Below are 25,061 nucleotides of genomic sequence, written 5' to 3'. Positions count from 1 at the left end.
GCAAAAGGTATATTGTTCTAGCGCATCGTCACACATACCGTGCCCAGCATGACGACGCGCATCTCCCACTGGATCGACGGCCACGAGACCCCGGGCACCTCCGGCCGCGCGGCGCCGGTGTTCAACCCGGCCACCGGGCAGCAGACCGGTGAGGTCGACCTCGCGAGCGTCGCGGAGACCGGCACCGCGGTGGCGTCGGCCGTCGTCGCCGCGAAGGCGTGGCGTCGCGCGTCGCTGTCGAGCCGCAGCGCGGTGCTGTTCCGGTTCCGCGAGCTGCTGCACGACCGCTCCGACGAGCTGGCCGCGATCATCACCGCGGAGCACGGGAAGGTGCTCTCCGACGCGGCTGGCGAGATCGCCCGCGGCCTGGAGAACGTCGAGTTCGCCACCGGGGTGCCCCAGCTGCTCAAGGGCGGGTTCTCCGAGCAGGCCTCCACCGGCGTGGACGTCTACAACATCCGCCAGCCGCTCGGCGTGGTCGCCGGCATCACCCCGTTCAACTTCCCCGCGATGGTGCCGCTGTGGATGTGCGCGAACGCGATCGCGTGCGGCAACGCGTTCGTGCTCAAGCCCAGCGAGAAGGACCCGTCCGCCGCGCTGTTCCTCGCCCGGCTCTGGCAGGAGGCCGGCCTGCCCGACGGCGTGTTCACGGTCCTGCAGGGCGACGCCGAGGCCGTGAACGCGCTGCTGGTGCACCCGGACGTCGCCGCGGTCAGCTTCGTGGGCTCCACGCCGATCGCGCGCCACATCTACGAGACGGGCACGGCGCACGGCAAGCGGGTGCAGGCGCTCGGCGGCGCCAAGAACCACGCGATGGTGCTGCCCGACGCCGACGTCGACATGGCCGCCGACGCCGTGGTGTCCGCGGCGTACGGCGCCGCTGGGGAGCGGTGCATGGCGCTGTCGGTCACCGTGGCGGTCGGGGACGTCGCCGGCCCGCTCGTCGACGCGATCGCCGCGAGGCTGCCGAAGCTGACGATCGGCGACGGAGCCGCAGCCGGCACCGACATGGGGCCGCTGATCACCCGGGAGCACCGCGACCGGGTCGAGGGCTACATCGGCGCCGGTGCCCAGGCGGGCGCCACCGTCGTCGTCGACGGCCGCGAGGCCGACGTGCCGGCCGACGGGTTCTTCCTCGGCACGACCCTGCTCGACCACGTGCGCCCGGAGATGACGGTCTACACCGACGAGATCTTCGGGCCGGTGCTGTCGGTGGTGCGCGTCGACACCTACGAGGAGGGCCTGGAGCTGATCAACGCGAACCCGTTCGCCAACGGCACCGCCATCTTCACCCGCGACGGCGGCGCCGCGCGGCAGTTCCAGTTCGACGTCGAGGTCGGGATGGTCGGCATCAACGTGCCGATCCCGGTGCCGGTGGCCTACTACTCGTTCGGCGGCTGGAAGTCCTCGCTGTTCGGCGACACGCACATGTACGGCCCGGAGGGGATGAACTTCTACACCCGCGGCAAGGTCGTCACCTCGCGCTGGCCGGACCCGGCCACGTCGTCGGTGGACCTCGGTTTCCCGAGGACGCGGTGAGCGGAGCTCGCGGAGCGAAAGGACAACGCTGATGACGATCACCGCGCCCGAGCCGGCCCGCGTGCGCACCGTCGACCACGTCTTCCACTCGTGGTCCGCGCAGGCCCGGATCGACCCGCTGCCCATCGCCCGTGCGGAAGGCTCGTACTTCTGGGACGACCAGGGCCGGCGCTACCTCGACTTCTCCTCCCAGCTGGTCAACGTGAACATCGGCTACCAGCACCCGCGGCTGGTGGCGGCGATCGCCGAGCAGGCCGCCAGGCTCTGCACGGTGGCGCCGGGCTTCGCCAACGACACCCGCTCCGAGGCCGCCCGGCTGATCGCCGAGGTGGCGCCCGGCGACCTCGACAAGGTGTTCTTCACCAACGGGGGTGCGGAGGCCAACGAGAACGCCTTGCGCATGGCGCGGGTGCACACCGGACGGCACAAGGTGCTCGCCGCCTACCGCAGCTACCACGGCGCCACGGCGGGGGCGATCGCGGTGACGGGCGAGCCCCGGCGCTGGGCGTCGGAGCCCGGGGTGTCAGGGGTGGTGCGCTACTGGGGGCCCTACGCCTACCGCTCGGCGTTCCACGCCGCCGACGAGCAGGAGGAGAGCGCGCGGGCGCTGCAGCACCTGCGCGACCTCCTCGCGGTCGAGGGTCCGCACACCGTCGCCGCGATCCTGCTCGAGACGGTCGTGGGCACCAACGGCGTGCTGGTCCCGCCGCCGGGCTACCTCGCGGGCGTGCGCGCGCTGTGCGACGAGTTCGGCATCGTCATGATCGCCGACGAGGTGATGTCGGGCTTCGGTCGCTGCGGCGAGTGGTTCGCGGTGGACCACTGGGACGTCGTTCCCGACCTGATCACCTTCGCGAAGGGCGTGAACTCCGGGTACGTGCCGCTCGGCGGCGTCGTGATCTCGACGGCGATCGCCGCCACCTTCGACGAGCGCCCCTATCCGGGCGGGCTCACCTACTCCGGGCACCCGCTCGCGTGCGCCTCCGCGGTGGCCTCGATCGGCGTCTTCCGCGAGGAGGGGATCCTCGAGCACGCGCGTGCCCTCGGCCGCGACGTGATCGGCCCGGAGCTGCGGGCGCTGGCGCAGCGGCACCCGAGCGTCGGGGAGGTCCGCGGGCTCGGCGTGATGTGGGCGCTGGAACTGGTGCGCGACCGCGACACGCGCGAACCGCTCGTGCCGTTCAACGCCACGGGGGCCGCGGCGGCGCCGATGGCCGAGTTCGCCGCGGCGTGCAAGGCGGGCGGGCTCTGGCCGTTCACCCACTTCAACCGCACCCACGTCGTGCCACCCTGCACGACGACACCCGAGGAGATCCGCGAGGGCGTCGCCGTCCTCGACGCCGCGCTCGACACGGTGGACCGCTACTACACCGGCAAGTAGGAAGGTGACCATGTCAACGTCGACAACGGTCCCGAAGGTGTCGCCGGCGAAGGTCGCGTTCGCGAGCTTCGTCGGCACCACCGTCGAGTGGTACGACTACTTCATCTTCGGCACGGCCGCCGTGCTCGTGCTCAACGAGCAGTTCTTCCCCACGCTCGACCCGGTGGCCGGCAGGCTCGCCGCGTTCGCCACGTTCTCGGTGGCCTTCGTCGCGCGGCCGCTGGGCAGCATCCTGTTCGGCCACTACGGCGACCGCGTGGGCCGCAAGAAGATGCTCGTGTACTCGCTGCTGGGGATGGGGCTGGCCACCGTGCTGGTCGGCGTCCTGCCCGGCTACGCGACGATCGGCATCGCCGCGCCGGTGGTCCTCGTCGCCCTGCGCTTCGTGCAGGGCTTCGCCGTCGGCGGCGAGTGGGGCGGCGCGGCGCTGATGGCGCTGGAGCACGCCCCGGCCCGCAAGCGGGCGTTCTTCGCCAGCTGGCCCCAGGCCGGGGTGCCGGCCGGGATCGTGCTCGCGACCGGCGCGTTCTACCTGGTCCAGCTCATGCCCGAGGCGCAGTTCCAGGCGTGGGGGTGGCGCATCCCGTTCCTGGCCTCCGCGGCGCTGATCGCGGTGGGGCTCTACATCCGGCTGCGGATCACCGAGTCGCCGGAGTTCGAGGCGCTGCAGCAGGTGCAGGCCCGCCGCGAGGAGCCGCAGCGCGCGCCGATCGGGGAGGTGCTGCGCGGACACAAGCGCTCGGTGCTGATCGGGGCGCTGTCCATCGCCGGCGGAAACACCGTGTTCTACCTGGCCACGGTCTACATGCTCGCGCACGGACCGCAGGACCTCGGGTTCGACCGGGGCCTGATCCTGCTCATGATCATGGCCGCCGCGGCGATCGACATCGTCAGCATGCCGCTGGTGGCGATGATCGCCGACCGGATCGGCCGCAAGCGGCTGCTGCAGTTCGGCGCCGTCATCGGCATCGTGATCGGCGTGCCGATGTTCGCCCTGTTCCAGACGGGCACGGCGTGGGGCATCTTCCTGGCGGCGTTCCTGGCGCTTCCCGTGGGACACGCGTTCTCCAGCGCGGTGATCACCAGCTTCATCCCCGGGCTGTTCGAGACGCGCGTGCGCTACACCGGCGCGGGCCTGTCCTACCAGCTCAGCGGCATCATCGCCTCGGCGCCCGCTCCGTTCGTCGCGACGTTCCTCTACGCCTCGACGCAGAGCAGCCTGGCCGTCGGCGCGTACCTGTCCGCGGTGTCGCTCGTCGCGCTGGCCGCGATCTCGTGCGGGCCGCGGACGCACCTGGACCGCGAGGTCACCCCGGCCCAGGGGCTGGTGGCGCCGTGAAGGTCGTGACCGGCCCGCGCATCGTGGCGCTGGAGGGCCCGGAGCCCGAAGCGCTCGCGGTCGACGGGGAGTGGATCGTCGCGTCGGGTTCGCGGGCCGAGCTGCGGGATCGCTACCCCCTCGCCGAGTGGGTGGAGCTCGATGGCGCGCTCCTGGTGCCCGGCTTCAACGACGCGCACTGCCACCCGTCGCAGGCCGCGCTCGCGCGCGTCCGCGTCGACCTCACCGGGGCGCGTGACCGGGAGGCGGTGCGCGCCGCGCTGCGCGAGCGGGCCGCCGTCGTGCCGTCGGGGGAGTGGGTGGTCGGCCAGCCGATCAACGAGCGCGAGATCGGCGGCGTCGACCGGGACTTCCTCGACACGGTCTCCACCGAGCACCCCGTCGTGATCATCCAGTACACGTTCCACCGTGCCGTCGTGAACAGCCGCGCGCTGGAGGTGCTCGGCTACCGCAGCCCGGCCGACGCGCCGTCCGGCGGGGAGCTGACCGTCGACGCCGACGGCCGACTCGACGGCTGGATGTACGAGCGGGCGTGGCTGGACCCGTGGCTGCCCGGCCCGCGGACGCCCTCGATCGCCCCGGCCGGGGAGACCGCCGCGCAGGTGGCCGCCCTGCGGGAGGTCAACGCCGAGCTGCACCAGGTCGGGATCACCTCCTACTGCGACGCGATCGTCACGCCGCTGGAGCAGGAGATGTACACCGCCGCGCTGCGCGCCGAGCAGCTCACGCCGCGGGTGAGCATGCTGCTGTGGCACAGCTGGTTCGACCCGGCCACCTGGCCGGCCGAGCAGCCCGACAGCACGCACCTGCAGCTCGCGGGCGTCAAGCTGATGCTCGACGGCGCGTTCTCCGGCGGCACATGCCTGTGCCGGCACCCGTACACCAGCGCCACCGGTAGCGACAACGGCCTGCAGGTGCTCGGTGACGCCGACTTCGCCGAGACGGTGCGCGCCGTGGACGCCGCGGGCCTGCGGGTGGCCGTGCACGCCAACGGCGACCTCGCGATCTCGAAGGTCCTCGACGTGCTGGAGTCGCTGCCGGCCCGCCCGGCGCGGCCCAACCACCGCATCGAACACTGCAGCATCGTCGACGACACCCTGATCGCCCGCATCCGCGACGCCGGCGTGACCCCGGTGCCCTTCGGCCCGTTCATCGCGCTGTTCGGGGAGGCGGTGAGCGAGTTCTACGGGTCGCAACGTGCCGGGATGGCGTGCGCGCACCGGTCGCTGCGGGACGCGGGCGTGCAGGTCGGCGGCTCGTCGGACTTCCCGATCGTGCCCATCGACCCGCTGCTCGCGCTGCAGAGCCTGGTCACCCGCCGCACAGCAGCGGGCCTGGTGGTGGGGCCCGAGCAACGGCTCGACGTGCTCGACGCGCTCGCCGTCTACACCGCGGGCTCGGCCCACGCCACCGGCGAGGCCGCGATCAAGGGGCGGCTCACACCCGGCCGGCTCGCCGACTTCGTGGTGCTCGACGCCGACCTGACGGCCGTCGGCCCCGGCGAGATCGCGTCGATCGGGGTGCGCTCGACGTGGGTGGGCGGGAGCTGCGTCTGGGCCGCGGGCTGACGTGCGACCCCGGTGAGGCCCGAGGTGTGCGCCCAGCTACCGGAATTCTCCGTCCGGCTTTCGGGGAGGGTTCCCGGCTTGGTCAATGGCTTGATACATCGCCAGGCTTGCTGCATCACGTGAATCCGCGAACCCGTGGAGCTCGGTAGCGGTGGTCTCGTGCCAGGCGTTCCACCACCAAAGTTTCCGTACCTCGAGGAACACGACCCGGGTGTCCCACCGCAGGGAAGAGGGCCACAGACCGTTCATCGCACACCGCCTCCGGCAGCGTGCACGGTCACCACGTCGTCAGCCACGATCGTTCCCATCGTTCTCGGTTCTGCCGGTCGCGCGGCCGAGAGGACGACCGGCGGGCGAGCGCGTTCGCGTAGCCTGTCGGACACGGAGGGTCGCTGGAACGGTTCTGCTGTCTACACGGCGTCTACCGCCGTCTACAAGGAGCGAGTTCGTGTCGGACCTCGGCGGGAACCTGCGCGCCGCGCGCGAAGCTGCCGGACTGAGCCTGTCCGCGCTGGCGGGACGTATGCATTTCAGCAAGTCGCTTCTGGGCCTGCTGGAGACCGGCAAGCGGACCGTCGCCCCGGAGCACGTCAGGGCCTACGCGAAAGCGCTCGACGTGCCCGTGGAGCAGCTTCATGACGCGGGGCCACCGGACGCGATGGACGATCACGACGGTCGGTGGTCGGCTCGGGCAGCACCGCTGGATGCTGAGTACGTCGAGTGCCTCCGGGCGCGCACGCGCACCCTGATCGATCTTGAGATCCAGTTCGGTGGCGACCAGCCGGCTGCGATTGCGCGAGGGCTGTTCCGGTCGGTCCATCGCACGATCGGCAGCGCTCCCCGTGCGCCTGGTGTCGAACGGGAGCTGGTCGCCGCGGCCGCGGAGTTGGGTGAGTTGACCGGCTGGCTGCTTTACGACGCGGGCGAACACGCGCTGGTCAGAACTGCGAATCATGAGGCCTTGCACCTTTCCCGGCTCGCAGGGGATACGAGCATGGAGCTGTTGACCCTGCAGAACATGTCCATGCACGCGGTCGATCGGGAACGTCCGGCGGAGTCTCTCGGCATCGCCCGGATGGTGCTGGACACCGCCAGACTCTCTCCGCGTCTCGAGGCGTTGTTCCGCATCCGCGAGGCGCGCGCACTCGCGCAACTCGGGGACGGGTCCGGAGCGGAGCGGGCCTTCCGGCACGCCCGATCGCTCTACCTCGACGGTCTCCGGGATGACGACCCCGAGTGGACGTGGTGGATCAATGACCACGAGCTGGCGTGGCACGAGGCCATGATCAGAGCCGACACGGCCGACCGGGGAGCGGCCATCGATACCTTGGCCACCTCGATCGCGAGCATCCCCGGCCGCGAGGCCCGGCGCCGCTACAACGACATGGCCAACTTGCTCAAGCTGCAGGCGCTCGCGGCGGCGTGGGTCGATGTGCAGGCGACGATCACGAGCATCGCGCCGTGTGTCGACGAGGTTCGTTCAACTCGAACCGACATCACCGTGCTGGCCGCGCTGGACACGCTGGGTGCCGCGGACGCGCCGCCGGTGGTCCGCGAGGCGGCTCGGCATCTCGGGAACGTGGTGGCGGGTGCCGGGTCCGGCATGCCCGCAGGGTGATCGACAGGTCCCGGCCGCGCCGCGTGGCCCGTCGGAGTGGCGGGCGCGGTCGGCAGCGGATCGCCGTAGCCGCCCGGGCGGGGTGATTTTCACGGCTCGGCCGGGCGTAGGTTGTGCTCATGACGATCTCCGTGGGTGACCGGATCCCCGATGTCGAACTGCGTGTGGTGACCGCGGACGGCCCGACCGTCGTGAAGTCCGGCGAGGTGCTCGGCAGCGGCAAGGTCGTGCTGTTCGCCGTGCCCGGCGCGTTCACCCCGGGCTGTTCCAACGTGCACCTTCCCGGGTTCGTGGAGCGGGCCGACGAGCTCAAGGCCAAGGGCATCACGACGATCGCGTGCGTCGCGGTCAACGACCCGTTCGTGATGGACGCCTGGGGCAAGGCCCACGGCGTCGGTGACGACATCCTGATGCTCTCCGACGGCAACGGCGAGTTCGCCGCGGCCATGGGCCTCGAGCTGGACGGCCGCGGCGCCGGCCTGGGCACGCGGTCGAAGCGCTACGCCGCCATCGTCGAGGACGGGGTGCTGAGCAGCCTGGACGTCGACGAGAAGGGCATCGACCTCTCCTCCTGCTCGAACCTGATGCTCAAGCTCTGAGCGGGCACCCCGGTCCGCGTGGCGTCGACCGGGTTTCCGGTGGCGGGGCCGACCACCACCGGCGCCGCCGGAGGAGCATGCTCGGTGCATGACCCGCTACGTGGTGCCCGTCCTCGGTGTCCTCCTGCTCGCGATCGGTGCACTGTGGACGCTGCAGGGGGCCAACGTCGTCGGTGGCAGCTTCATGTCCGGGTCCCGGCTGTGGCTGGTGATCGGCATGGTGGCGCTGGCCGCCGGCGTGGCCCTGTTGGTCCGGGCGGTGCGCGCCCGGCGCTGAGGCCCGAGGCCGGCGGCTCGTCAGGCCGGGGCCCAGTCCTGTGACAGCACCACGGCCATCCCGCGCGCGGGGAAGATCGAGCGGACGAATGCGTCGTGCAGGTCGTCGTCGGCGTCGGCGCAGCAGTCCTGCAGCACCGTGACCCGGTAGTCCCGGTCCGCGGCGGCGTACGCCGTGGCGGCGATCATCGCGCTGGTGGCGACGCCGGTCAGGACGACCTCGTCGATGCCGCGGGCGCGCAGAACGAGGTCGAGGTCGGTGCCGGCGAACGCGCTGGCGCGCCGTTTGAGCACGGTCACGTCGCCGGCGTCACGAACGAGCGCCGGATCGACCTCGGTCTCCGGCGCGCCCTCGCGGAAGGCATCACCGGTGTCGAAGAACGCCGTGATCAGGGGGTTGGTCTCGGCGAGGTCGGTCCGGTTGGGCCGGAACGCCGTGCGGACGAAGACCGGCAGGACGCCGGCGGCCCGGGCGCGGGGAAGCAGCGCTGCCACCGGCGGGAGCACCCGGCGGCTGAAGGCGTAGTCGCGGGTGATCCCGACCTGCAGGTCGCCGACTACGAGCGCGGCGGTCATCGGCGCACCTCCGACCCCACCCGTCGACCGACGAACAGCAGCACCGCGAGGCCGAGCCTCGGGGTGCGCCGGAACCGGGGCACGGCCGTTCCGGCACCCGCGACATCGATGCTGACGTTCACGAGGACGAGCATGCCGTCCCCGGTGGAGGTCGCGCACCGGGGGCCGGCTTCGTGGAAGAACTGGCAGGACAGACGGAGCGATCGGTCCTCGGAGGTCGCGGACCGGCAGCCCTCGTCAGCCCGCGGAGTGGGCCGGGACCATCGACAGCGCCTGGGTCAGCAGCGTGACGAGCGCCTCGTGCTGCACGTCGGCCGAGGACCCGACCTCCTCCTCCGAGCCGTCGAGCGCCTGAGCAGCGAGGCCGGCCTTGCTGTCGATCAGCTCGGCGATCCGGGCGTCGATCGTCTGCGCGGCGATGATGCGCCACGCGGTGACGGGCTGCGACTGGCCGATGCGGTGGCTGCGGTCGATCGCCTGGGTCTGCTCCGCGGCGGTCCAGGAGAGCTCGGCGAGCACGAGGTCGGAGGCGACCTGGAGGTTGAGGCCCACGCCGGCCGCGGTCAGCGAGCAGACCGCGATCGCGACGCCCGGGTCGTTCGTGAAGGCGTCGATGTTGCGTTGCCGCGCGCTGGACGTCTGGTCACCGCGGATCGAGGCGAAACGGACCCCCTGCTCGGCGAACATCTCCTCCGCGGCGTCCATCACGTCGACGTGCTTGGCGAAGAAGACCACCTTGCCCGCGCTCCGTGCGAGCTGAGCGGCGTAGTCGGCGGCGAGACGGGACTTCGCCTGACCGATGCGGCGCATCATGCTGAAGACGTTCTCGCCGGTCTTCGAGTTGGCGGCGTCCTTCTGCTCCCACCGGGCCACCTGGCGCACGAGGTCGTGGTCGATGCCGTCGTCGGGGCCCTCGATGGCACCGGACCGGGCGGCCAGCGCCTCCTCGTACCGCAAGACCATCCGGTGGGCGAGTTCGCGCTCGGCCGCGCGGATCGATCGGCCGGCCGGCCCGTCCAGCTCGACGGGGAGGTCGGCGATGCGGCGCGCCGGGATGTCGGCAGCCACGTCGACCTTGCGGCGGCGGACGATGCCGAGGTCGACGACGCGCTGGCGGGCCGCGGTGTAGAAGCCCGGGTCGGCGGGTGTCAGGCCGGTCTCGTCGAGCGCGCTCATCAGCTCGGCGAGCGGCTTGCGCTCGTCGATCCAGCCGAGGAACTGCCAGATCGCCCGGAAGTCCTCGATGTCGTTGATCAGCGGGGTGCCCGTGAGCGCCATCAGCAGCGGGCGTGCGGTGAAGGACCGGATGCGCTCGGAGAGCTCCAGGACGTGGCGCGAGCGCTGGGAGGTCTTGTTCTTGATGAAGTGCGCCTCGTCGACGATCATGCCGCGCAGCCCGAAGTCGGCGAGCCACCCGACGTGGCGATCGAGCACCTCGTAGTTGACGACGACGATGTCGGCGAACCCGTCGATCGTGTCGCCGTTGCCGTGGATCACGGTGGTCGAGCGGTGGGGTGTCCACATGCCGGCCTCGCGTGCCCAGTTCGTCTTGACGACGTTCGGCACGACGACCAGCAGCGGGTAGGCGTTGGCGGCCTCGGCGGCGAGCAGCGCCTGGGCGGTCTTGCCCAGCCCCGGCTCGTCGGCGAGCAGGAACGTGCGGTGCCCCCTGGCGGCCGCCGCGACCAGCTCGGCCTGGTGCGGCATGAGCTTCAGGTCCCGGGGCGTGTACCGGGAGGTCGGCGCGGGCAGGCTCATGCACGCCGCGCCGGTGCTGCCGGCGCGCTCGAACGAGCTGAGCAGCGGCCCGATCAGCTCCCACGTGGCCAGCCGCGTCCGGGGGCGGGTGGTCGGCCGGACGGCGGAGGCGTCGGGGGCGAGGAACGGGTTGGCCAGCTGCCGTGAGACGACCGACTGCGGCACCACCCGGTTCTTGGGGGCGGGGGCCGGGGGCTCCACCGGCGGGAGCTCGTCGACGGCCGGCTCGATGCCCGCGGTCCGCAGCACGTCCCGCTTGAGCGACCTGGCCTCGTCGGAGACGACGGCATCCTCGGCGAGGAGCGCCAGTAGCCCGGCATCACGGACGGCGGTCTTCGCGAGGATCGTCGCGACGCCGTCGAGGCGCTTGAGCTGCTCGGCCCGGTGCGCGTCGCTGCTGCTCGCGTCCGCCCGGACCCGGGCGCGCTCATCACGCAGCAGGAGCGCCACCGCCTGGAACTTCGTACGTGTCGCGGGGGTCACGCGGCCGCCCCGCAGGGCTGCTTCGACCTCCCGGACGGCGCGCGCGAGTACCGACATGACGTCGTCGGGCCCGCTCTCGCGGCCGCGTCGTCGGTCCCGTGGGGCGCCACGGCGAGCCCTGGTCTGGGGCTGGCCTCGTCGAGCCACGAACTCCTCCTCCTGGGTGCACGGCACGGCCGCCGTGGCGGCCGTGCCGCACACGGTGGTGCGATCAGGCGGTGGGGCGTCGCGGGGAGCGGGCCGAGGTGGCTCCTCCGCGCTGCGACCCGGTTCCACGGATCTGCGGGTAACCGACGCCGCGGGGGCGAACAGCCCGCACACGGGAAGGCATGGCCGTCGATCGACGGCCGCGGATCCCACCGCACAGATCCAGCCGTCGATCGACGGACGGCATGCGCCGGGTCGGTTCCCCCGGCCGATCCTACCGTCTGGCGGCGGGTGTGAGGAGGGCACCGACGGGCTGACACGGATGACCTGCGTAACACGACAGCCGACCGCGTCGGCACACACCTGCCGGGCTCCGCACACAAGACCCATCGTGTGTGCGGAGCCTGCGAGGTGTGTGCGGTGCCCGGCGCGGGCGTCGGCGTCAGCGGCGGGCCTTGCGGCCGGTGACGCGGTTGTAGATGACCAGAACGATGATGGCGCCGATGACGGAGCCGATCCAGCCGGAGGGCTCGAAGCCCCGGAGACCGCCGGTGATCAGGCCGAACAGCAGGCCGCCGACGACCGAGCCGATCATGCCGAGGCCGATCGTGCGCAGGATGCCGATGTCGTCCTTGCCCGGGACGATCGCGCGAGCGATGAACCCGGCGATGAGGCCGAAGACGATCCATCCGATGATCGTGCCGATCATGAGTGCTCCCCCGTAGGTCGTGCCGTCTGCGTCGTTGGCGACGCCTGCCGATCAATGTTTTCACCCTGCTCGGCAACCAGCGACGCTGGCCTCGACTCGCTGCCCGTCGCCGTCGGTGACAAGGTGCAGATCGGCGAGGGCTACGAGCGAGGCGCCCGCTGCGGGGTGAGCAGGACGACCGGGATCTCGCGGTCGGTCTTCTGCGCGTACTCGTCGTAGAGGGGAAAGATCTGCGCCATCCGGGGCCAGAGTGATTCACGCTCGGCCGGGGACGCGACGCGGGCGCGGGCGGTGAACCGGTGGGTGCCGACCTGCACCCCGACGCTCGGTTCCGCCAGGAGGTTCGTGAACCATTCCGGGTGCTCGTCGGCGCCGCCCTTGGAGGCGACGACGACGAACTCGTCGCCCGCGCTGCCGTAGATCAGGCAGGTGCGGCGCGGCAGGCCGGTCCTGCGTCCGGTCGTGGCGAGCACGAGCGTGCGCACCCCGTTGTTCTCGTGTCCTTCGGTGCCGCCCGAGGCCAGGTAGGTGCGGGTGTGCTCGGCGACCCAGTCCCACTGCGAGTCGGTGGCTCGGTCGAGGTCATCGGCGACGGCCATCTCGAGGGTCCTCTCCGGGTGTGGTGCGGCCCGGATGGTCGCACCTGCCCCGGGGACGGCGCCGGCAGTCCGTTCTCGACATCCTCTGCGGATGCCGAAGGCGAATATCCCGTTGGCGAATCGCTCAGGCAGCGGCGCGCTCCTCGACCGGCCGGCGGCGTCGCGCCACCTCCGAGACCGCCAGTGGCGACGGAGAGACGTCGAGGAGCCCGATGTCGGCGCCGGGCGGTGCGATGACGTCGAGCTGGTCGAGGACGTCCTCACCGAGCACGGTGTCGGCACCGGCGAGGAGGTCCTCGAGCTGCGCCGGCGTCCGAGGCCCGATGATCGCCGAGGTCACCGCGGGGTGTGCGATGGTGAATGCCATGGCCAGCCTGGTCAGCGGTGTTCCGACCTCGTCGGCGAGAGCCAGGAGCCGCTCCACGACGTCGAGGGTGTGTGCATCGGTGAGATGGCGCGGAACCCACCGCATCCTCGCGTTCTGGATGGTGTGTCCCTTGCGGTACTTGCCGGTCAGCAGGCCCATCGACAGCGGCCCCCACACGAGGGTGCCGAGGCCGTAGCTCTGGCAGGTCGGCAAGACGTCGCGTTCGATGGCGCGGTTGAGGATCGAGTAGGGCGGCTGCTCGGTGCGGTAGCGGGCCAGGCCCCGCCGCTCCGATGTCCACTGCGCCTCGACGATCTCCGTCGCGGTGGAGTTCGACGCTCCGATCGCTCGCACCTTGCCGCTGCGCAGCAGGTCGGTCAGGGCGCCGAGGGTCTCCTCGACGTCGGTGTCCGGGTCGGGGTGGTGGATCTGGTAGAGGTCGATGTGGTCGACCTGCAGACGCCGCAGCGAGTCCTCCACCGCGGTGGTGATCCAACGTCGCGAGCTGCCGACCCTGTTCGGGTCCCCGCCCATGCGCCCGTTGCCCTTGGTGGCGAGCACGACGTCGTCGCGCCGACCCTTCAGGGCTTTGCCCAGGATGACCTCGGACTCGCTCCCGGAGTAGACGTCTGCCGTGTCCACGATGTTGATGCCGCTGTCGAGCGCGCGGTGCACCATCGCCACGCACTCGTCGTGATCGGCATTCCCCGCCGCGCCGAACATCATCGTGCCCAAGCAGAACGGGCTGACGCGGATCCCGGTCCGTCCCAGCAGCCGTGTTCTCATCGTCGTCACGGTCAGTAGCTCGCAGCCACGTCCAGAACCCAGGTGATGCCGAAGCGATCGGTCACCATCCCGAACCCCGGCGCCCACGGCGACGGCCCGAACGCCTCGATCACGGTGCCCTCGGCCGCGAGGCCCTCCCAGAACCCACCGACCTCCTCGACCGTCTCCCCTCGAAGCGACAGGAAGAACCGCTCCGTGGTGACCGTGGTGCCGTGCTCGCGCCGCGTCGCCGGCGCCGGTCCCTGCGGCCCGTCTGCGCCCGGCACGTCGTAGGCCATCACGCGGAAGCCGTTGGGCGCCACGACCTGTCCGAACACCACCTTCTCCGCGCCCGGCGCGTCCTCGGGCGCGCCGAAGTCGCCGTAGGTGGCCACGGTGGTCTCGCCACCGAACACCGACCGGTAGAACTCCAACGCCTCCCGGGCCTCGCCGTGGAAGTTCAGGTGGGCGACCGCGTTCACAGACATCTCGGGCTCCTCGCCGATCGTCGGCCGGGGGCGTCCCGGCGACAGGAGCCACTCTCACACCGGTAGCGGACAGGGAACGTCCTGTTCTGCTGGCATGCTCGGGACATGCCCCTCAGCGCCGCCCCGACGACGTCGCAGCGCCTGCTGTCCCTGTTGTCCCTGCTCCAGGTGCGACGGGACTGGCCGGGCGACCTGCTCGCCCAGCGTCTGCGGGTCAGCCCTCGCACCGTCCGCCGCGACGTCGACCGGCTCCGCGAGCTCGGCTACCCCGTGCGCGCGACGAAGGGACCCGAGGGCGGTTACCGCCTCGACGCGGGGAGCCAGATGCCGCCGCTGCTGTTCGACGACGACCAAGCCGTGGCCCTCGCGATCGCGCTGCGCGGCGCCCCGCAGCTCGGCGCCGGGATCGGGGAGGCCGCCGCACGCGCCCTCGCCACCCTGCGCCAGGTGATGCCCTCCCGCCTCCGCAGCCGCCTCGACGCCGTGGAGCCGACCGTCGTCGACCGTGGCCCACCCGCCGGGGCCGACCCCGACGTCCTCCTCGCCGTGGGTGCTGCCGTCCGCGCTCACGAGGAACTCCGCTTCGACTACGCCGCGCCCACGGCGCCGGCCGAGCAGGACGGGCCGCCGCGGCGTGTGCAGCCCCACCACCTGGTCGCCCGCGCCGGCCGGTGGTACCTGATCGCGTGGGTGCCCGACCGCGAGGCATGGCGGACCTACCGCGTCGACCGGATGACCCCGCGCGTCCCCAACGGTCCGCGCTTCACCCCCCGCGACGTTCCCGGGGGAGACCCCGTCGCCTTCCTCTCCGCGCGGTTCAAGGGCTCCGACGGACCCGACCAGTGGCCTTGCCGCGCCGAGGTCGTCCTCGACCTCCCCGCGGCCGAGGTCCTCCCGTTCGCCGGAGACGGTGTCGTCGAACCACTCGACGCTGCCCGCTGCCGCCTCCAGATCGGGTCGTGGTCCTGGCCCGGCCTCGCCGCGTCACTCCTGCGCTTCGACGCCGACATCGAGGTGGTCACCCCACCCGAACTCCGCGCCGCGTTCGGTGACCTGGCGGTGCGAGCGGAGAAGGCGGCCCGCGTACGCGGCGACTAGCTCGCAGCCTGACTTCGTGATCTGCGCGGCGGGTGCCGTGGCGGGGCCGGCCAGAAGCATGATCGTCGGTTGGGTGCACGGGCGGCCGCATCCGGCCGTTCCTGCACCCAACCGCTGATCACCGCAGCTCCAGGGCATGCGCACGGCCGGTCCTTCTCGAAGTCCTCCGTCACCCACTCACCCGGGCGGCCGGATGACCCGAGGGGTGACCGACCGGGGCCCCGTCCCACTCCGCCGCTGATGGACGACCTGGTTGCGCCGGCAGCAGCCGATTCAGGAGCGCAGGGCGATCAGGACGACGCCGAGCCCGAGGGGTACGTCGAGCGCGATGCAGGCCTCTGCGAGTGAGCGGGGCACGACCGTGTTGCGGTGGTTCGGGTCGATCGAGACCCTCCGGCACCACTTCGCCCGGCACCTCGGTACCGCCCCGAGGGCCTACCGGATGACGTTCCAGGCGGGGCGGGAACGGCCCGGGACCTGACCCGACGCAGACGAAGCGACCAGGATCGCGGTGGACAGACCGGCGGTCACACCCCTTCGGCCGGCTACACGTCGTAGTAGCGCACACCGTGTGTTGTGCGAACCCGCCAATCCGTACCGGGGCCAGGGGTGGGCGTCGAAACGGCGGGCGCGCTGGCGAGTGGGCGGTCGCCCACCCGCGGCCGGTGCATCGCAAGTCTCGATGGTGGGTGGCACCGTCGGTGGAACGGGTTGCCGGCCGGGAGCGCGGGTGCCCGTCAGGCTCCCGGGTCGGGCAGCACGTCGCGCCAGGAGTGCCGCGGCTCGTAGCCGAGCAGCCGGCGGGCCTTGTCGATGCAGTAGAACGTCTCGTCGCGGCCCATCGGGCGTCGCACGTCCACCCCGTCGTAGAACCGGTCGATGATCTCGGTCGTGGTGGCGGCGACCGACATGTCGGCGTTCGCGACGTTGAAGACCTCGTAACCGAGCCCGTCGGTCTCCAGGCAGCGCAGCGTCAGCTGCCCCAGGTCGCGGGTGTCGATGTAGGCGAAGAGGTTGCGCCTGCGCAGCGCCGGGTCTTCGAGGAAGCCCGGGAAGAGCTCGGTGTACTCGTGGGGTTCGATGACGTTGTTGATGCGCAGGCCGTAGACGTCGGCGCCGGTGCGGGCGTGGAAGGACCGCGCGGTCACCTCGCCCGCGACCTTCGACATGGCGTAGGAGTCCTCGGGGACGACCGGGTGCTCCTCGTCGACCGGGACGTAGAGGGGCTTGCGTTCGCCGCGCGCGAAGCAGACGCCGTAGGTCGTCTCCGAGGAGGCGAACACGATCTTGCGGATGCCGAGGGCGGTGGCGGCCTCCAGGACGTTGTAGTGCGCGAGGACGTTGGTCGCGTAGGTGGCCTGGTCGGAGGCGAGCAGCGGGCGGGGGATCGCGGCGAAGTGGACAACCGCGTCGTAGGCCGATCCGCCGTACGGTTCGGGGCGGGGGTCGTCGAAGTCGTCCGGGGTCGGGACGCCGGCCAGCGCCGAGTAGACCTCGCCGACGTCGGTGAGGTCCACCCGCAGGTCGGTGACGTCGTGGTGGCCGAGCGGGGTGAGGTCGGCGTTGGTGACCTGGTGGCCGCGGGAGGCGAGGTAGGGCGCGACGTGGTGCCCGGCCTTGCCGCTGCCGCCGGTGAAGAAGATCCGCATGAGGCCAAGTCAAGCACCCCGGCGGGCCGGAGCATGTCCGGCTGAGGAGGGTCGGTGCCCGCCGACCACAGGATTTCCGCAGCTCAACGGTCATACAGTGGCCATGCTCGTCCACGAACGACCACCCCGGTACAGGCCGATAGTCACTCAGCTGGTCACTCAGCGGGCGCTGCCGCGGTTCGCCCTGACCGTGTTCGCGAATACGCGGATGCGGGAGGCCGGCGAGGTCGAGCGGGCGCGCCGGGCGATGGCGCGCTGCATGGCGGGCGGATCGTGCGGGCGTTGGACGCCGACCTGACCGTGATTCGTAGGACCATCGGGTGTTCTGGCACGACGAAGGCCCGGTCTTTCCGTCCGAGGACAGGAACACCGGGCCTTCGCAGTCTGACGGCCTGATCATGCTGCCCAGACCTGTTGCCACAGGTCAGGCAGGGCTACCGATCAGACGTCGTAGTAGAGCGCTATGTATTGCGCTGACCTGCGCGGATGAACATCATCTCGAAGATCGTGGCACATCTGTGGCACATGGGCGCGGCCCGGGACGCCGGGGGAGCGCCGGCAGTGCCGAGTCGATGATCTCCTTCGTTCGGCTCTCGCTGCTGGGGAGGAGGTGGGTGTAGGTGCGCAGGGTGAACGCTGGGTCGGCGTGGCCAAGGCGTTCGCTGACCGTCTTGATGGACTCGCCGCCGTCGAGCAGGACGCTCGCGTAGTAGTGCCGCAGCGCGTGGCAGCCGTTGTCCCGCGTCGGCGGGACACCGGCGACGACGAGGGCCGGCTTCCAGATCTTCGCGTTGAAGTAGTGCCGGTTCACCGGCGTGGACTCCCGGCTGGTGAAAACCAGCGAGACGGTGAGCGGGTCTCCGTCGGGTCGGTCCCACGGCAATGTCAGCGTCCGGGCGGGGTGGTCCGTGATCTGGTCGAGGACCGCGTCGATCACCGATGCGGGAACGGGAACCGACCGGGTCTTTCGGCCCTTCGGCAGGGCGAGGTACGGCTGGTTGCTGGCCGTGAGCTTGACCTGCCGTCGAACATGGACCGTCCCCTGCCGGGTGTCGATGTCGTCGGGGGTGAGGCCCAGGATCTCGCCCTGTCGCAGTCCCGCGCCTGCGGCGAGTGTGGCGAGGACGGCGTACCGGGCGGGAAGGGCTTCGCGGACGTCGGCGACCCACCGCGCTGGCCACGGGATGATCGTGCGCGGGTCAGGGACCGGTTTGCGAACGGTCCCGGATTGGCAGGGGTTCTTGGCGATGAGGTCGTCGGCGATGGCGGCGTTGAAGACCTGGGAGACGTTGGCGAAGATCGTGCGCTGGTAGCTGCGCGCCATCCGCAGGCCGCTCGTCCACTGGCGGATGAAGGATGGGGTGATGGTGCGCAGGGGCAGGTGCCCCAACGTCGGGTAGACGTGGAGCCGGAACCTGATCCCGACCTGGTAGGTGGTTCCAGGGTCGGAGAACTGCGCCTGTCTCCACTGCTCGGCGTAGTCGCGGAAGCGGATCATGCCGGCGTCCGGGTCGAGGTAGGTCCCTCGTGCCAGTTCGGTCTCGATCTCGGCCGCGGCGCGTTCGGCGTCTGCCTTGCGGGCGAAGGACTTCTTACGGGGTGTGCCCGCGTCGTCGCGCCATCGGACCAGCCACCGGGAACCGACACCGTGGCGCGATGTGGGGACCTTCTGCGTGGTCCCGTCCGGCCGCTTGATCAGTGCGTACCAGTTGTCGTCGACGGTGGCCATCGGCTACCCGACGTGCGTCGGCAGGCGGCCTCGCCGGAACGGGCCGCGCGAGGCCGCGGCGGGGGAGATCACGTGACCGTCTCGCTTTGGTCGCTGAACCAGCTGCGGACATCGTCAGGGTCGTAGCGGATATAGCGGCCAACGCGACGGCCTCGGGGTCCGTACGCGCGGTGGCGCCATTGGTAGAGAGTGGCGACGGGAACGCCGAGGTAGGTGGCGACCTCATGGACGCCCCACAGCTGGTGCGGCTGACCTTCCATCGATTCCTCCGAAATGATGTGCCTCTATCCGGAGAGTTCGCGGCCGTTGCTGTGGCTGCGTTGCTTCGTGTGGTCGATCGCGGTCATGACCGGGTTCGCGGGCTCATCCATGAGGGATCGCCGGTATTTGCGCCGGTCGCATCGCGGTCGATCACGGCACAACCACGTTGTTTTGTCCGGCCCGCAGGCTAGCTGTGGGAGGTGGATCAACCACCTCCCCGACAGATCCCGATCGATCCGTGGTCGCAGCGTGGCGTATCCGTGGTCAATGCGTTGCTGCCCGAGGACGTGGTGGGGGTTCGGTACCGAGGACCGTCTTGACCACTACGTCCACGCCCTGCGACGTGAAGCGCGGTTCGCGTTGTAGGCGCGGCGGCTGGCGAACGACATGTCCGCTCAGCATCTCGTCTTGAGCGCCGGGTCGAGAGCTGAGCGTCGATGGCGACCCGCCTGATTCGGCAGTCGAAGCTCAGGCACGGATCCCGACGACAGATGACGACTTTCGCCGGTACGTGCGGTCCCATCACGGATGCAACGTCCGCCGATTGCGCGGGCGCACCTTGACGACGACAGCAATACTGCTGTAACCATGGTTGCATGACAGCGGGTGGCGAGTGGGTGCTGCTGTGCTACCGGGTGCCTCGGGAGCCGTCAACGCCGCGGATCGCGGTGTGGCGACGGTTGAAGGCGTTGGGGGTTGCGCAGGTGGGGGACGGGGTGGTGGCGCTGCCGGCGGACGCCCGGACCCGTGAGCACCTGGAGTGGGTGGCCGAGGACGTGGTGCGGGTCGGCGGCTCGGCGATGGTGTGGGTGGCCTGGCCGGGCGCGGCGCGGCAGGCGCGGGAGCTGGCGGAGCGGATGCGTGCGGCTCGGGACGAGGAGTACGTGCGGCTGGTCGACACAGTGCGGCAGGCGACCGCGGACCCGGACCGGGCGGCGCCGGGCCGGGTGGGGGCGCTGCGCAGGGTGCGGGCCGAACTGCGGCGGGTGGAGCGGCGGGACTACTTCCCCGGCCCGGCCCGGGCGGCGGCCCGGGCAGCGGTGGCCGCGCTGGCCGCCGATATCGACGCCCGGACCGACGTTGCGGCGGAGGCAGGTCGATGAGGTGGGCGACCCGGGCCGGGGTGCACATCGACCGTGCGGCGTGCGCCTGGTTGATCCGCCGTGCCGTCGACGAGGATGCCGAGTTCGTGTTCGTCGACGATCCCGAACAGGTCCCTGGGGACGCGACACCGTTCGACATGCGCGGTGTGGTGCTGGGGCACCAGGGCGCCGACTGCTCCTTCGAGACGATCCTGCGTCATCACGGGCTGGCCGACCCGGTGCTGTGGTCGCTGGCGCGGATCGTGCACGAGGCCGACCTGGAGGACGGCCTCTTCGACGCCCCCGAGGCGGCGGGTCTGGACGTGGTGCTGCGCGGGCTGTCGATGGTGTGTGACGACGCGGCGGTGCTGGCTGTGACTAGACCGGTGTTCGACGGGCTCTACGAGTACTTCCGCCGGGCCACCCTGCTCGACCGGCCCCCGGCCTGACCACCCCGACCCCGCCCTGCCCCCTGACAAGGAGAACGATGACCCACCCCGCCGACGACCCGACCCCCGGCGCCCGGACCGGGCCGCCGGACATCACCTCCGGGCCTGCGGCATCTCCGGTGGTGGCGTCCCCTAGTGGGCCGGGGCGCTCCGACGGTGATGTGGTGCCGTTCGGGTCGGCGGTGCGGGCGTGGTTCGCGATCTCGTTGCAGACCTTCGGGGGTCCGGCGGGGCAGATCGCGGTGATGCAACGGGCGCTGGTGGATGACCGGCGCTGGATCGGGCAGCGCCGGTTCCTGCACGCGTTGAACTACTGCATGCTGCTCCCCGGCCCGGAGGCGCACCAGCTAGCGATCTACGTGGGCTGGCTGCTCAACGGGCTGCGCGGCGGGGTGGCCGCCGGGGTGCTGTTCGTGCTGCCTGGGATGGTCGCCCTGCTGGCGTTGTCGGCACTGTATGTCGAGTTCGGCGACACCACCGCGGTCGCGGCGCTGTTCACCGGCCTGGGAGCCGCGGTGGTCGCGGTGGTGGTGCAGGCGGTGGTGCGGGTCGGGCGGCGCGCGCTGACCCATCCGGTACTGGTGGTGCTGGCGGTGGCCGCGTTCGTCGCGCTGGCCGGGTTCGCCGTGCCGTTCCCGGTGGTCGTCGGCGGCGCTGCCGTGGTGGGGCTGCTGGCGGGGCGACGGATCCCGACCCTGACCCGACCGGCCGGGCACGACCCCGGTTCGGAGGGTGCTGCACCGTTGGTGCCTGATGATCACCTGCACGCCGAGCGACCCTCGATGCGGCGGACGGTGCGGCTGCTGGGGATCGGCCTGCTGCTGTGGACCGCGCCGGTGGGGGTGGTGGCGCTGGTGACCGGGGTGGGGAGCGTCTTCACCACGCAGGGTGTGTTCTTCGGCGGCACGGCGCTGGTCACCTTCGGCGGGGCGTATGCGGTGCTGGCGTTCGTCGCGCAGCAGGCGGTGTCCACCTACGGGTGGGTGAGCGCGGGGGATATGGTCCGCGGGCTGGCGCTGGCCGAGTCCACCCCCGGTCCGTTGATCATGGTGGTGCAGTTCGTGGCGTTCCTCGGCGCGTACGCCGACCCGGGGCCGTTCGATCCGTGGGTGGCCGGGGTGCTGGCGTCCGTGCTGGTGACGTGGGTGACGTTCGTGCCGAGCTTCCTGTTCATCTTCCTGGGCGCCCCCTACATCGAGGCGCTGCGCGCACACCGGGGTCTGGCGGCGGCGCTGGCCGGGATCACCGCCGCGGTGGTGGGGGTGATCGCGCACCTGGCGGTGTTCTTCGCCGCCGCGACCCTGTTCGCCACCACCCCGGTGGTGGCGGCCGGCCCGTTCGTGGCGACGGTGCCGGACGTCGCGTCGCTGCGTCCGGTCGCGCTCGGGATCGCCGTCGTCGCCGCCGGGCTGGTGTTCGGGGCGCGATGGCCGGTACTGCGGGTCCTCGGGGTGTGCGCTCTGCTCGGGCTGGGAGCCGGGCTGGTCGGTCTGCCGGTCAGCTGAGCTGCCCTCGCGCCTGCATCGGCCGGAGTGCACCTGGGCCGGCGAGCCAGTCGGCCAGCGGGCGTGGTGGGCGTACGGCCAGCTCGGCCACATCGCCGGTGGTGAGGTCGAGGCCGCCGCTGCGGACGTGACGGCGAGCTCGTCGGGGGTCATGTCGAGCTGGCGGAGGGTCGATCGGGTCCGCCGGCAACGAGCTTGCCGCGGTCTACCGGATCCGGGTCGGGCGTCGGAACAGGTCGGCCGCGCTCGTCGCCGACGGCCTGCACGCCCGCACCGACGTCCTCACCCCCTCGCCGTCGTCCCCGCCGCGCCGGGCGTGCTCGTTGGCTTGCCGCTGGTCGACCTGATCATCGGCCTGCTCATCACCGTGGTGATCCCGGTCGTGCTGCGCAGCGCGGCCCACGACGTCGCCACACAACCGAGCACCGGCTGCTGCACGCCGTACCGAAGCTCCACCCGTCCACCGTGTACGTCAGGCCCCGGTAGCGACTCGGGGACGACCCGCACGCCGTCCTCGCCCACCACACCCGCGCGTCGGCCTCGGTGACCGCACGATGACGCGATGCGCCCTCACGTGCGCAGCGACCAGCCGAGCACCGCGAGCGCGACGACCATCCAGGCGACGAGATGGCCGAACGCGACGCTCGGGGAGGCGAAGGTGTAGAGCAGCCCGGCGACGGCGCTGGCGGCGACGTTGCCACCGGCCTGCCGTGGCGAGCATTCCGAACGCCGACCCGCGCAGCCCAGGCGGCGCGGTGGCGGCGATGGCGGCGTGTTCGGCGGTCTCGGCGCAGCCGATCCCGACCCCCGCGTACGCGAACGCCACCGTGAGCACGACCAGCTCGGGCCCGGCCACGGCGAACAGCGTGTAGGCCAGCGCGAACGCCGCCACCCCGAGCAACGTGACAAGCAGCGGCCCGCGGCCGCCGCCTGCGGATTCCGGAACCGGGACAACTACTGGCGCCGGGTACGGTTGCACTGCACCCGGCAGACCCGCCGATTGTCAGCGAGGAATCCGACGGTGCCCGCCTAAAGTCGAAGAGCCTAGAATCTCGCACCGTGGAGCAGGGGCAGTCGCGGACATCGGTCTGGTCATGGCTGGATGCTCACGTCAACCGTGAAACGGGAGTGGGCATCCCGCCTGGTGGGTCGGTGTTGCCGCGCCCTGACCTCGGCGCCATGGAGCGGCTCCTCGGCGTGCTGGGCCATCCCGAGCGTCAGCTACCGGTGGTGCTCGTGGCCGGAACGAACGGCAAGTCGACGACTGCTCGGGTCCTCGCCCGGCTGTTGGAGCGCAGTGGTCTTCGGGTAGGGCTGTACACCAGTCCTCATCTCGATGTGCCGCACGAGCGCATCGTCATCGGGGACACCACGATCACCGATGAGGAACTTGCGTCCGTGCTCCGCCCGGTAGTCGAGCATGAGCGGGACGGATCGAAGCCGCCGAGCTGGTTCGAGCTGATGACCGCGGCCGCCGTCCGCTGGTTCGCCGACCAGGGTGTCGATGTCGCGGTGGTCGAGACTGGCCTCGGCGGCAGCGGCGACGCCACCACCGCGCTCGGCGCTCGGGTCGTGGCGGTCACGTCGGTGGGGATCGATCACGTCGAGTACTTCGGCGCAACCCTGTGGGACAACGCAATTGCCGAAGCCGGTGCCGTCCCGGCGGGAGCGGCCGTGGTGCTCGGTGAGCCGGACGCGGCGATTCACCCGCCGTTCGAGGCGCGCTGCCCGTCCTTGCTGCTGATCACCGGTCACGACTTCGGTGTCATTGCTGACTCGCCGGTGGCGGCCGGGCGATCGGTGTCGTTGTTCACACCAGCCGCGACGTACGACGAGGTCTTCCTGCGTTTGCTCGCGCCGTGGCAGACGGCCAGCGCCTCCGTGGCGCTGGCCGCGGCAGAGACGTGGCTCGGCGCGGCGGTGGACGACCAGGTGGTCCGGGACGTGTTCGCTGCGACGCACGCCCCGGGGCGGTTCGAGCTCGTGCACGCTCCGGGTCCTCTCGTCGTGGACGGGGCACACAACGCCGCGGCAGCCGCCGCCCTGTCCCGCGGGTTGCGCGAGCGGTTCGCCGGGCCTGCTTCCACCGTGGTGGTCGGCATGACTGGGGAGCGCGATCCCGAGACGTTCTTGCGTGCCCTTGGAGTGCGGCCCGCAAGTCTGGTCATCTGCACATCGCCTCGCACAACCCGGGCAATGCCGGTCAGCGCGCTAGTCGCTGCCGCGCGAGCGGTAGGCGCGCGGACTGTCGAGGTCGAGGCCGACGTCGGTGCAGCGGTCCGCCATGCTGCCCGCCACCGCGACCGTGGTGTCGCGGTGGTCACTGGATCGCTGTATGTCGCGGGCGAGGCACTGCCGGTTGCGCGCTCACTGGCATTGAGCTTGGCCCCTGGCACCGGACACTGTGATGTTGACCCCGCTTCACGGACACGTCGGTGAGGAGATCAGGCCCGACGGGCGGTCGATGGTTTCGAACTGTACGGGGCTCATCCACTCCAATGCGGAGTGTCGGCGGCGTCGGTTGTAGAAGCCCTCGATGTACTCGAAGATCGCATTCGCGAGCTCGACGCGGGTGCGCCAGCGCCGGCGGTCGAGTAGCTCGGTCTGCATCCGTCCCCAGAAGGCCTCGGCGACGGCGTTGTCGTACGGGTCGCCGATGCTGCCCAGCGAGGGCAGCAGGCCCGCTCTGCGGGCGCGTTCGGTGAAGGTCCAGGAGGTGAACTGCCTGGGCTCAACTGGTGGTTGCAACACCGGCTTGGTGCAGCGACCGTAGCTGCTCGTCGAGAACTTCGGCTGGCGTCTTCCAGACCAGGACTTTCCGGGGTCTGCTGTTGACCGCCGCCTGGACGGCGAGTAGCTCGTCGTGGGTCCAGCGAGACAGGTCGGTGCCTTTGGGGAAGTACTGTCGCAACAGGCCGTTGGTGTTCTCGTTCGTGCCGCGCTGCCAGGGCGAGTGCGGGTCGGCGAAGTAGACGGCGATGCCGGTGTCGACCTTGAACTGCGCGTGAGCGGACAGCTCCTTGCCGCGGTCCCAGGTCAGCGACCGCAGCAGTTCGGCGGGCATCGTGGTCATCGT

Annotated in this window: 25 protein-coding genes and 1 pseudogene; 13 read left to right on the top strand and 13 right to left on the bottom strand. The window is 71.3% G+C overall.

The features are described 5' to 3' along the window. Positions 1–48: 48 nt before the first annotated feature. The 7 genes from CFP66_RS35360 (at position 49) to CFP66_RS35330 (ending at position 8,321) form a co-directional block, all read left to right on the top strand. The gene (locus tag CFP66_RS35360) at positions 49–1,539 is read left to right on the top strand and encodes a CoA-acylating methylmalonate-semialdehyde dehydrogenase (protein WP_094929699.1); all 1,491 of its coding nucleotides are present in this window, start codon (positions 49–51) and stop codon (positions 1,537–1,539) included. A 31-nt stretch (positions 1,540–1,570) separates the two neighbouring features. Beyond that, on the top strand, positions 1,571–2,920 hold the full coding sequence (locus CFP66_RS35355) for an aspartate aminotransferase family protein (RefSeq protein ID WP_094929698.1): 1,350 nt from the start codon (positions 1,571–1,573) through the stop codon (positions 2,918–2,920). Between the two features lie 10 nt (positions 2,921–2,930). Then, a complete protein-coding gene (locus CFP66_RS35350; protein WP_094929697.1) occupies positions 2,931–4,259 on the top strand; it encodes an MFS transporter in 1,329 nt (442 codons plus the stop codon). Next, complete coding sequence (locus CFP66_RS35345) at positions 4,256–5,827, top strand: amidohydrolase (protein ID WP_158228328.1); 1,572 nt, start codon at positions 4,256–4,258, stop codon at positions 5,825–5,827. Before CFP66_RS35350 ends, CFP66_RS35345 begins: the two co-directional genes overlap by 4 nt. 448 nt (positions 5,828–6,275) lie before the next feature. Then, positions 6,276–7,445, top strand: a complete 1,170-nt coding sequence (locus CFP66_RS35340; RefSeq protein WP_233159975.1) for a helix-turn-helix domain-containing protein — start codon at positions 6,276–6,278, stop codon at positions 7,443–7,445. 119 nt (positions 7,446–7,564) lie between these two features. Further along, on the top strand, positions 7,565–8,044 hold the full coding sequence (locus CFP66_RS35335) for a peroxiredoxin (RefSeq protein WP_094929695.1): 480 nt from the start codon (positions 7,565–7,567) through the stop codon (positions 8,042–8,044). 88 nt (positions 8,045–8,132) lie between these two features. Continuing rightward, entirely contained in the window at positions 8,133–8,321 is a 189-nt protein-coding gene (locus CFP66_RS35330) for a hypothetical protein (protein WP_094929694.1), read from the top strand. A gap of 20 nt (positions 8,322–8,341) precedes the next feature. Here CFP66_RS35330 and CFP66_RS35325 read toward each other — a convergent pair whose 3' ends face one another. From CFP66_RS35325 to CFP66_RS35300, 7 genes are all read right to left on the bottom strand, one after another. Beyond that, complete coding sequence (locus CFP66_RS35325) at positions 8,342–8,896, bottom strand: cysteine hydrolase family protein (protein WP_094929693.1); 555 nt, start codon at positions 8,894–8,896, stop codon at positions 8,342–8,344. After that, entirely contained in the window at positions 8,893–9,018 is a 126-nt protein-coding gene (locus CFP66_RS50040; RefSeq protein ID WP_255413916.1) for a hypothetical protein, read from the bottom strand. Before CFP66_RS50040 ends, CFP66_RS35325 begins: the two co-directional genes overlap by 4 nt. Before the next feature lie 115 nt (positions 9,019–9,133). Further along, complete coding sequence (locus tag CFP66_RS35320) at positions 9,134–11,137, bottom strand: DEAD/DEAH box helicase (RefSeq protein ID WP_233159974.1); 2,004 nt, start codon at positions 11,135–11,137, stop codon at positions 9,134–9,136. Between the two features lie 589 nt (positions 11,138–11,726). Beyond that, on the bottom strand, positions 11,727–11,993 hold the full coding sequence (locus CFP66_RS35315; protein ID WP_094929692.1) for a GlsB/YeaQ/YmgE family stress response membrane protein: 267 nt from the start codon (positions 11,991–11,993) through the stop codon (positions 11,727–11,729). A 140-nt stretch (positions 11,994–12,133) separates the two neighbouring features. Continuing rightward, positions 12,134–12,592, bottom strand: coding sequence for a nitroreductase family deazaflavin-dependent oxidoreductase (locus CFP66_RS35310; RefSeq protein ID WP_094929691.1), 459 nt, complete (start codon positions 12,590–12,592; stop codon positions 12,134–12,136). Between the two features lie 124 nt (positions 12,593–12,716). Then, positions 12,717–13,745 carry an aldo/keto reductase gene (locus tag CFP66_RS35305; protein ID WP_094929801.1) on the bottom strand — a complete coding sequence of 343 codons (1,029 nt, stop codon included), beginning with the start codon at positions 13,743–13,745 and terminating at the stop codon, positions 12,717–12,719. A gap of 11 nt (positions 13,746–13,756) precedes the next feature. Then, entirely contained in the window at positions 13,757–14,212 is a 456-nt protein-coding gene (locus CFP66_RS35300; RefSeq protein WP_094929690.1) for a VOC family protein, read from the bottom strand. Positions 14,213–14,317: 105 nt separating this feature from the next. Between CFP66_RS35300 and CFP66_RS35295 the strand changes: the two genes are divergently transcribed. Next, entirely contained in the window at positions 14,318–15,310 is a 993-nt protein-coding gene (locus tag CFP66_RS35295; RefSeq protein ID WP_094929689.1) for a YafY family protein, read from the top strand. 737 nt (positions 15,311–16,047) lie between these two features. Here CFP66_RS35295 and CFP66_RS35285 read toward each other — a convergent pair. The 3 genes from CFP66_RS35285 to CFP66_RS35270 all read right to left on the bottom strand — a co-directional run bounded on the left by CFP66_RS35285 (position 16,048) and on the right by CFP66_RS35270 (position 18,948). Next, positions 16,048–16,959: an NAD(P)-dependent oxidoreductase gene (locus tag CFP66_RS35285; RefSeq protein WP_094929687.1), complete on the bottom strand. Its 912-nt coding sequence runs from the start codon at positions 16,957–16,959 to the stop codon at positions 16,048–16,050. Between the two features lie 493 nt (positions 16,960–17,452). Continuing rightward, the gene (locus CFP66_RS35275) at positions 17,453–18,688 is read right to left on the bottom strand and encodes a site-specific integrase (RefSeq protein ID WP_085915314.1); all 1,236 of its coding nucleotides are present in this window, start codon (positions 18,686–18,688) and stop codon (positions 17,453–17,455) included. A 68-nt stretch (positions 18,689–18,756) separates the two neighbouring features. Beyond that, positions 18,757–18,948, bottom strand: coding sequence for an AlpA family transcriptional regulator (locus CFP66_RS35270; RefSeq protein WP_085915313.1), 192 nt, complete (start codon positions 18,946–18,948; stop codon positions 18,757–18,759). A 597-nt stretch (positions 18,949–19,545) separates the two neighbouring features. On the opposite strand from CFP66_RS35270, the gene CFP66_RS35265 reads away from it, so the two are divergent. From CFP66_RS35265 to chrA, 3 genes are read left to right on the top strand one after another with little or no spacing between them, the layout of a single operon-like run. Further along, entirely contained in the window at positions 19,546–20,052 is a 507-nt protein-coding gene (locus CFP66_RS35265; RefSeq protein WP_085915312.1) for a Chromate resistance protein ChrB, read from the top strand. Further along, the gene (locus CFP66_RS35260; protein ID WP_085915311.1) at positions 20,049–20,480 is read left to right on the top strand and encodes a chromate resistance protein ChrB domain-containing protein; all 432 of its coding nucleotides are present in this window, start codon (positions 20,049–20,051) and stop codon (positions 20,478–20,480) included. The genes CFP66_RS35265 and CFP66_RS35260 overlap by 4 nt, the downstream gene beginning before the upstream one ends. 38 nt (positions 20,481–20,518) lie before the next feature. Then, positions 20,519–21,985, top strand: coding sequence for a chromate efflux transporter (chrA, locus tag CFP66_RS35255; RefSeq protein WP_085915310.1), 1,467 nt, complete (start codon positions 20,519–20,521; stop codon positions 21,983–21,985). A gap of 282 nt (positions 21,986–22,267) precedes the next feature. Here the strand turns inward: chrA and CFP66_RS50480 are convergent, their stop codons facing one another. Then, positions 22,268–22,441 carry a hypothetical protein gene (locus tag CFP66_RS50480; protein ID WP_158092275.1) on the bottom strand — a complete coding sequence of 58 codons (174 nt, stop codon included), beginning with the start codon at positions 22,439–22,441 and terminating at the stop codon, positions 22,268–22,270. Positions 22,442–22,695: 254 nt separating this feature from the next. Here CFP66_RS50480 and CFP66_RS48170 point away from each other — a divergent pair, with 254 nt between their 5' ends. Further along, the gene (locus CFP66_RS48170; RefSeq protein ID WP_158228327.1) at positions 22,696–22,857 is read left to right on the top strand and encodes a hypothetical protein; all 162 of its coding nucleotides are present in this window, start codon (positions 22,696–22,698) and stop codon (positions 22,855–22,857) included. 187 nt (positions 22,858–23,044) lie between these two features. After that, on the top strand, positions 23,045–24,424 hold the full coding sequence (locus CFP66_RS35245) for a folylpolyglutamate synthase/dihydrofolate synthase family protein (protein WP_125911366.1): 1,380 nt from the start codon (positions 23,045–23,047) through the stop codon (positions 24,422–24,424). On the opposite strand, the pseudogene CFP66_RS35240 reads toward CFP66_RS35245, so the two are convergent. Next, positions 24,407–24,709, bottom strand: a pseudogene (locus CFP66_RS35240) (transposase); the annotation flags it as partial. The gene CFP66_RS35245 and the pseudogene CFP66_RS35240 overlap by 18 nt on opposite strands. A gap of 7 nt (positions 24,710–24,716) precedes the next feature. Next, on the bottom strand, positions 24,717–25,061 hold a 345-nt coding region (locus tag CFP66_RS35235), incomplete at its 5' end, for an IS30 family transposase (RefSeq protein ID WP_143517466.1).

This window comes from Pseudonocardia sp. MH-G8 (genome assembly GCF_002262885.1).
Taxonomy (GTDB): domain Bacteria; phylum Actinomycetota; class Actinomycetes; order Mycobacteriales; family Pseudonocardiaceae; genus Pseudonocardia.
This window is presented reverse-complemented; position numbering and strand designations above follow the sequence as displayed.

Coding starts and splice junctions, on each gene's coding strand:
- CFP66_RS35315 (WP_094929692.1), bottom strand. CDS start 11,993: ATGATCGGCACGATCATCGGATGGATCGTCTTCGGCCTCATCGCCGGG.
- CFP66_RS35270 (WP_085915313.1), bottom strand. CDS start 18,948: ATGGAAGGTCAGCCGCACCAGCTGTGGGGCGTCCATGAGGTCGCCACC.
- CFP66_RS35265 (WP_085915312.1), top strand. CDS start 19,546: ATGACAGCGGGTGGCGAGTGGGTGCTGCTGTGCTACCGGGTGCCTCGG.
- CFP66_RS35335 (WP_094929695.1), top strand. CDS start 7,565: ATGACGATCTCCGTGGGTGACCGGATCCCCGATGTCGAACTGCGTGTG.
- CFP66_RS35275 (WP_085915314.1), bottom strand. CDS start 18,688: ATGGCCACCGTCGACGACAACTGGTACGCACTGATCAAGCGGCCGGAC.
- chrA (WP_085915310.1), top strand. CDS start 20,519: ATGACCCACCCCGCCGACGACCCGACCCCCGGCGCCCGGACCGGGCCG.
- CFP66_RS35325 (WP_094929693.1), bottom strand. CDS start 8,896: ATGACCGCCGCGCTCGTAGTCGGCGACCTGCAGGTCGGGATCACCCGC.
- CFP66_RS35305 (WP_094929801.1), bottom strand. CDS start 13,745: ATGAGAACACGGCTGCTGGGACGGACCGGGATCCGCGTCAGCCCGTTC.
- CFP66_RS35295 (WP_094929689.1), top strand. CDS start 14,318: ATGCCCCTCAGCGCCGCCCCGACGACGTCGCAGCGCCTGCTGTCCCTG.
- CFP66_RS35285 (WP_094929687.1), bottom strand. CDS start 16,959: ATGCGGATCTTCTTCACCGGCGGCAGCGGCAAGGCCGGGCACCACGTC.
- CFP66_RS35350 (WP_094929697.1), top strand. CDS start 2,931: ATGTCAACGTCGACAACGGTCCCGAAGGTGTCGCCGGCGAAGGTCGCG.
- CFP66_RS35330 (WP_094929694.1), top strand. CDS start 8,133: ATGACCCGCTACGTGGTGCCCGTCCTCGGTGTCCTCCTGCTCGCGATC.
- CFP66_RS35310 (WP_094929691.1), bottom strand. CDS start 12,592: ATGGCCGTCGCCGATGACCTCGACCGAGCCACCGACTCGCAGTGGGAC.
- CFP66_RS35300 (WP_094929690.1), bottom strand. CDS start 14,212: ATGTCTGTGAACGCGGTCGCCCACCTGAACTTCCACGGCGAGGCCCGG.
- CFP66_RS35355 (WP_094929698.1), top strand. CDS start 1,571: ATGACGATCACCGCGCCCGAGCCGGCCCGCGTGCGCACCGTCGACCAC.
- CFP66_RS35360 (WP_094929699.1), top strand. CDS start 49: ATGACGACGCGCATCTCCCACTGGATCGACGGCCACGAGACCCCGGGC.
- CFP66_RS35260 (WP_085915311.1), top strand. CDS start 20,049: ATGAGGTGGGCGACCCGGGCCGGGGTGCACATCGACCGTGCGGCGTGC.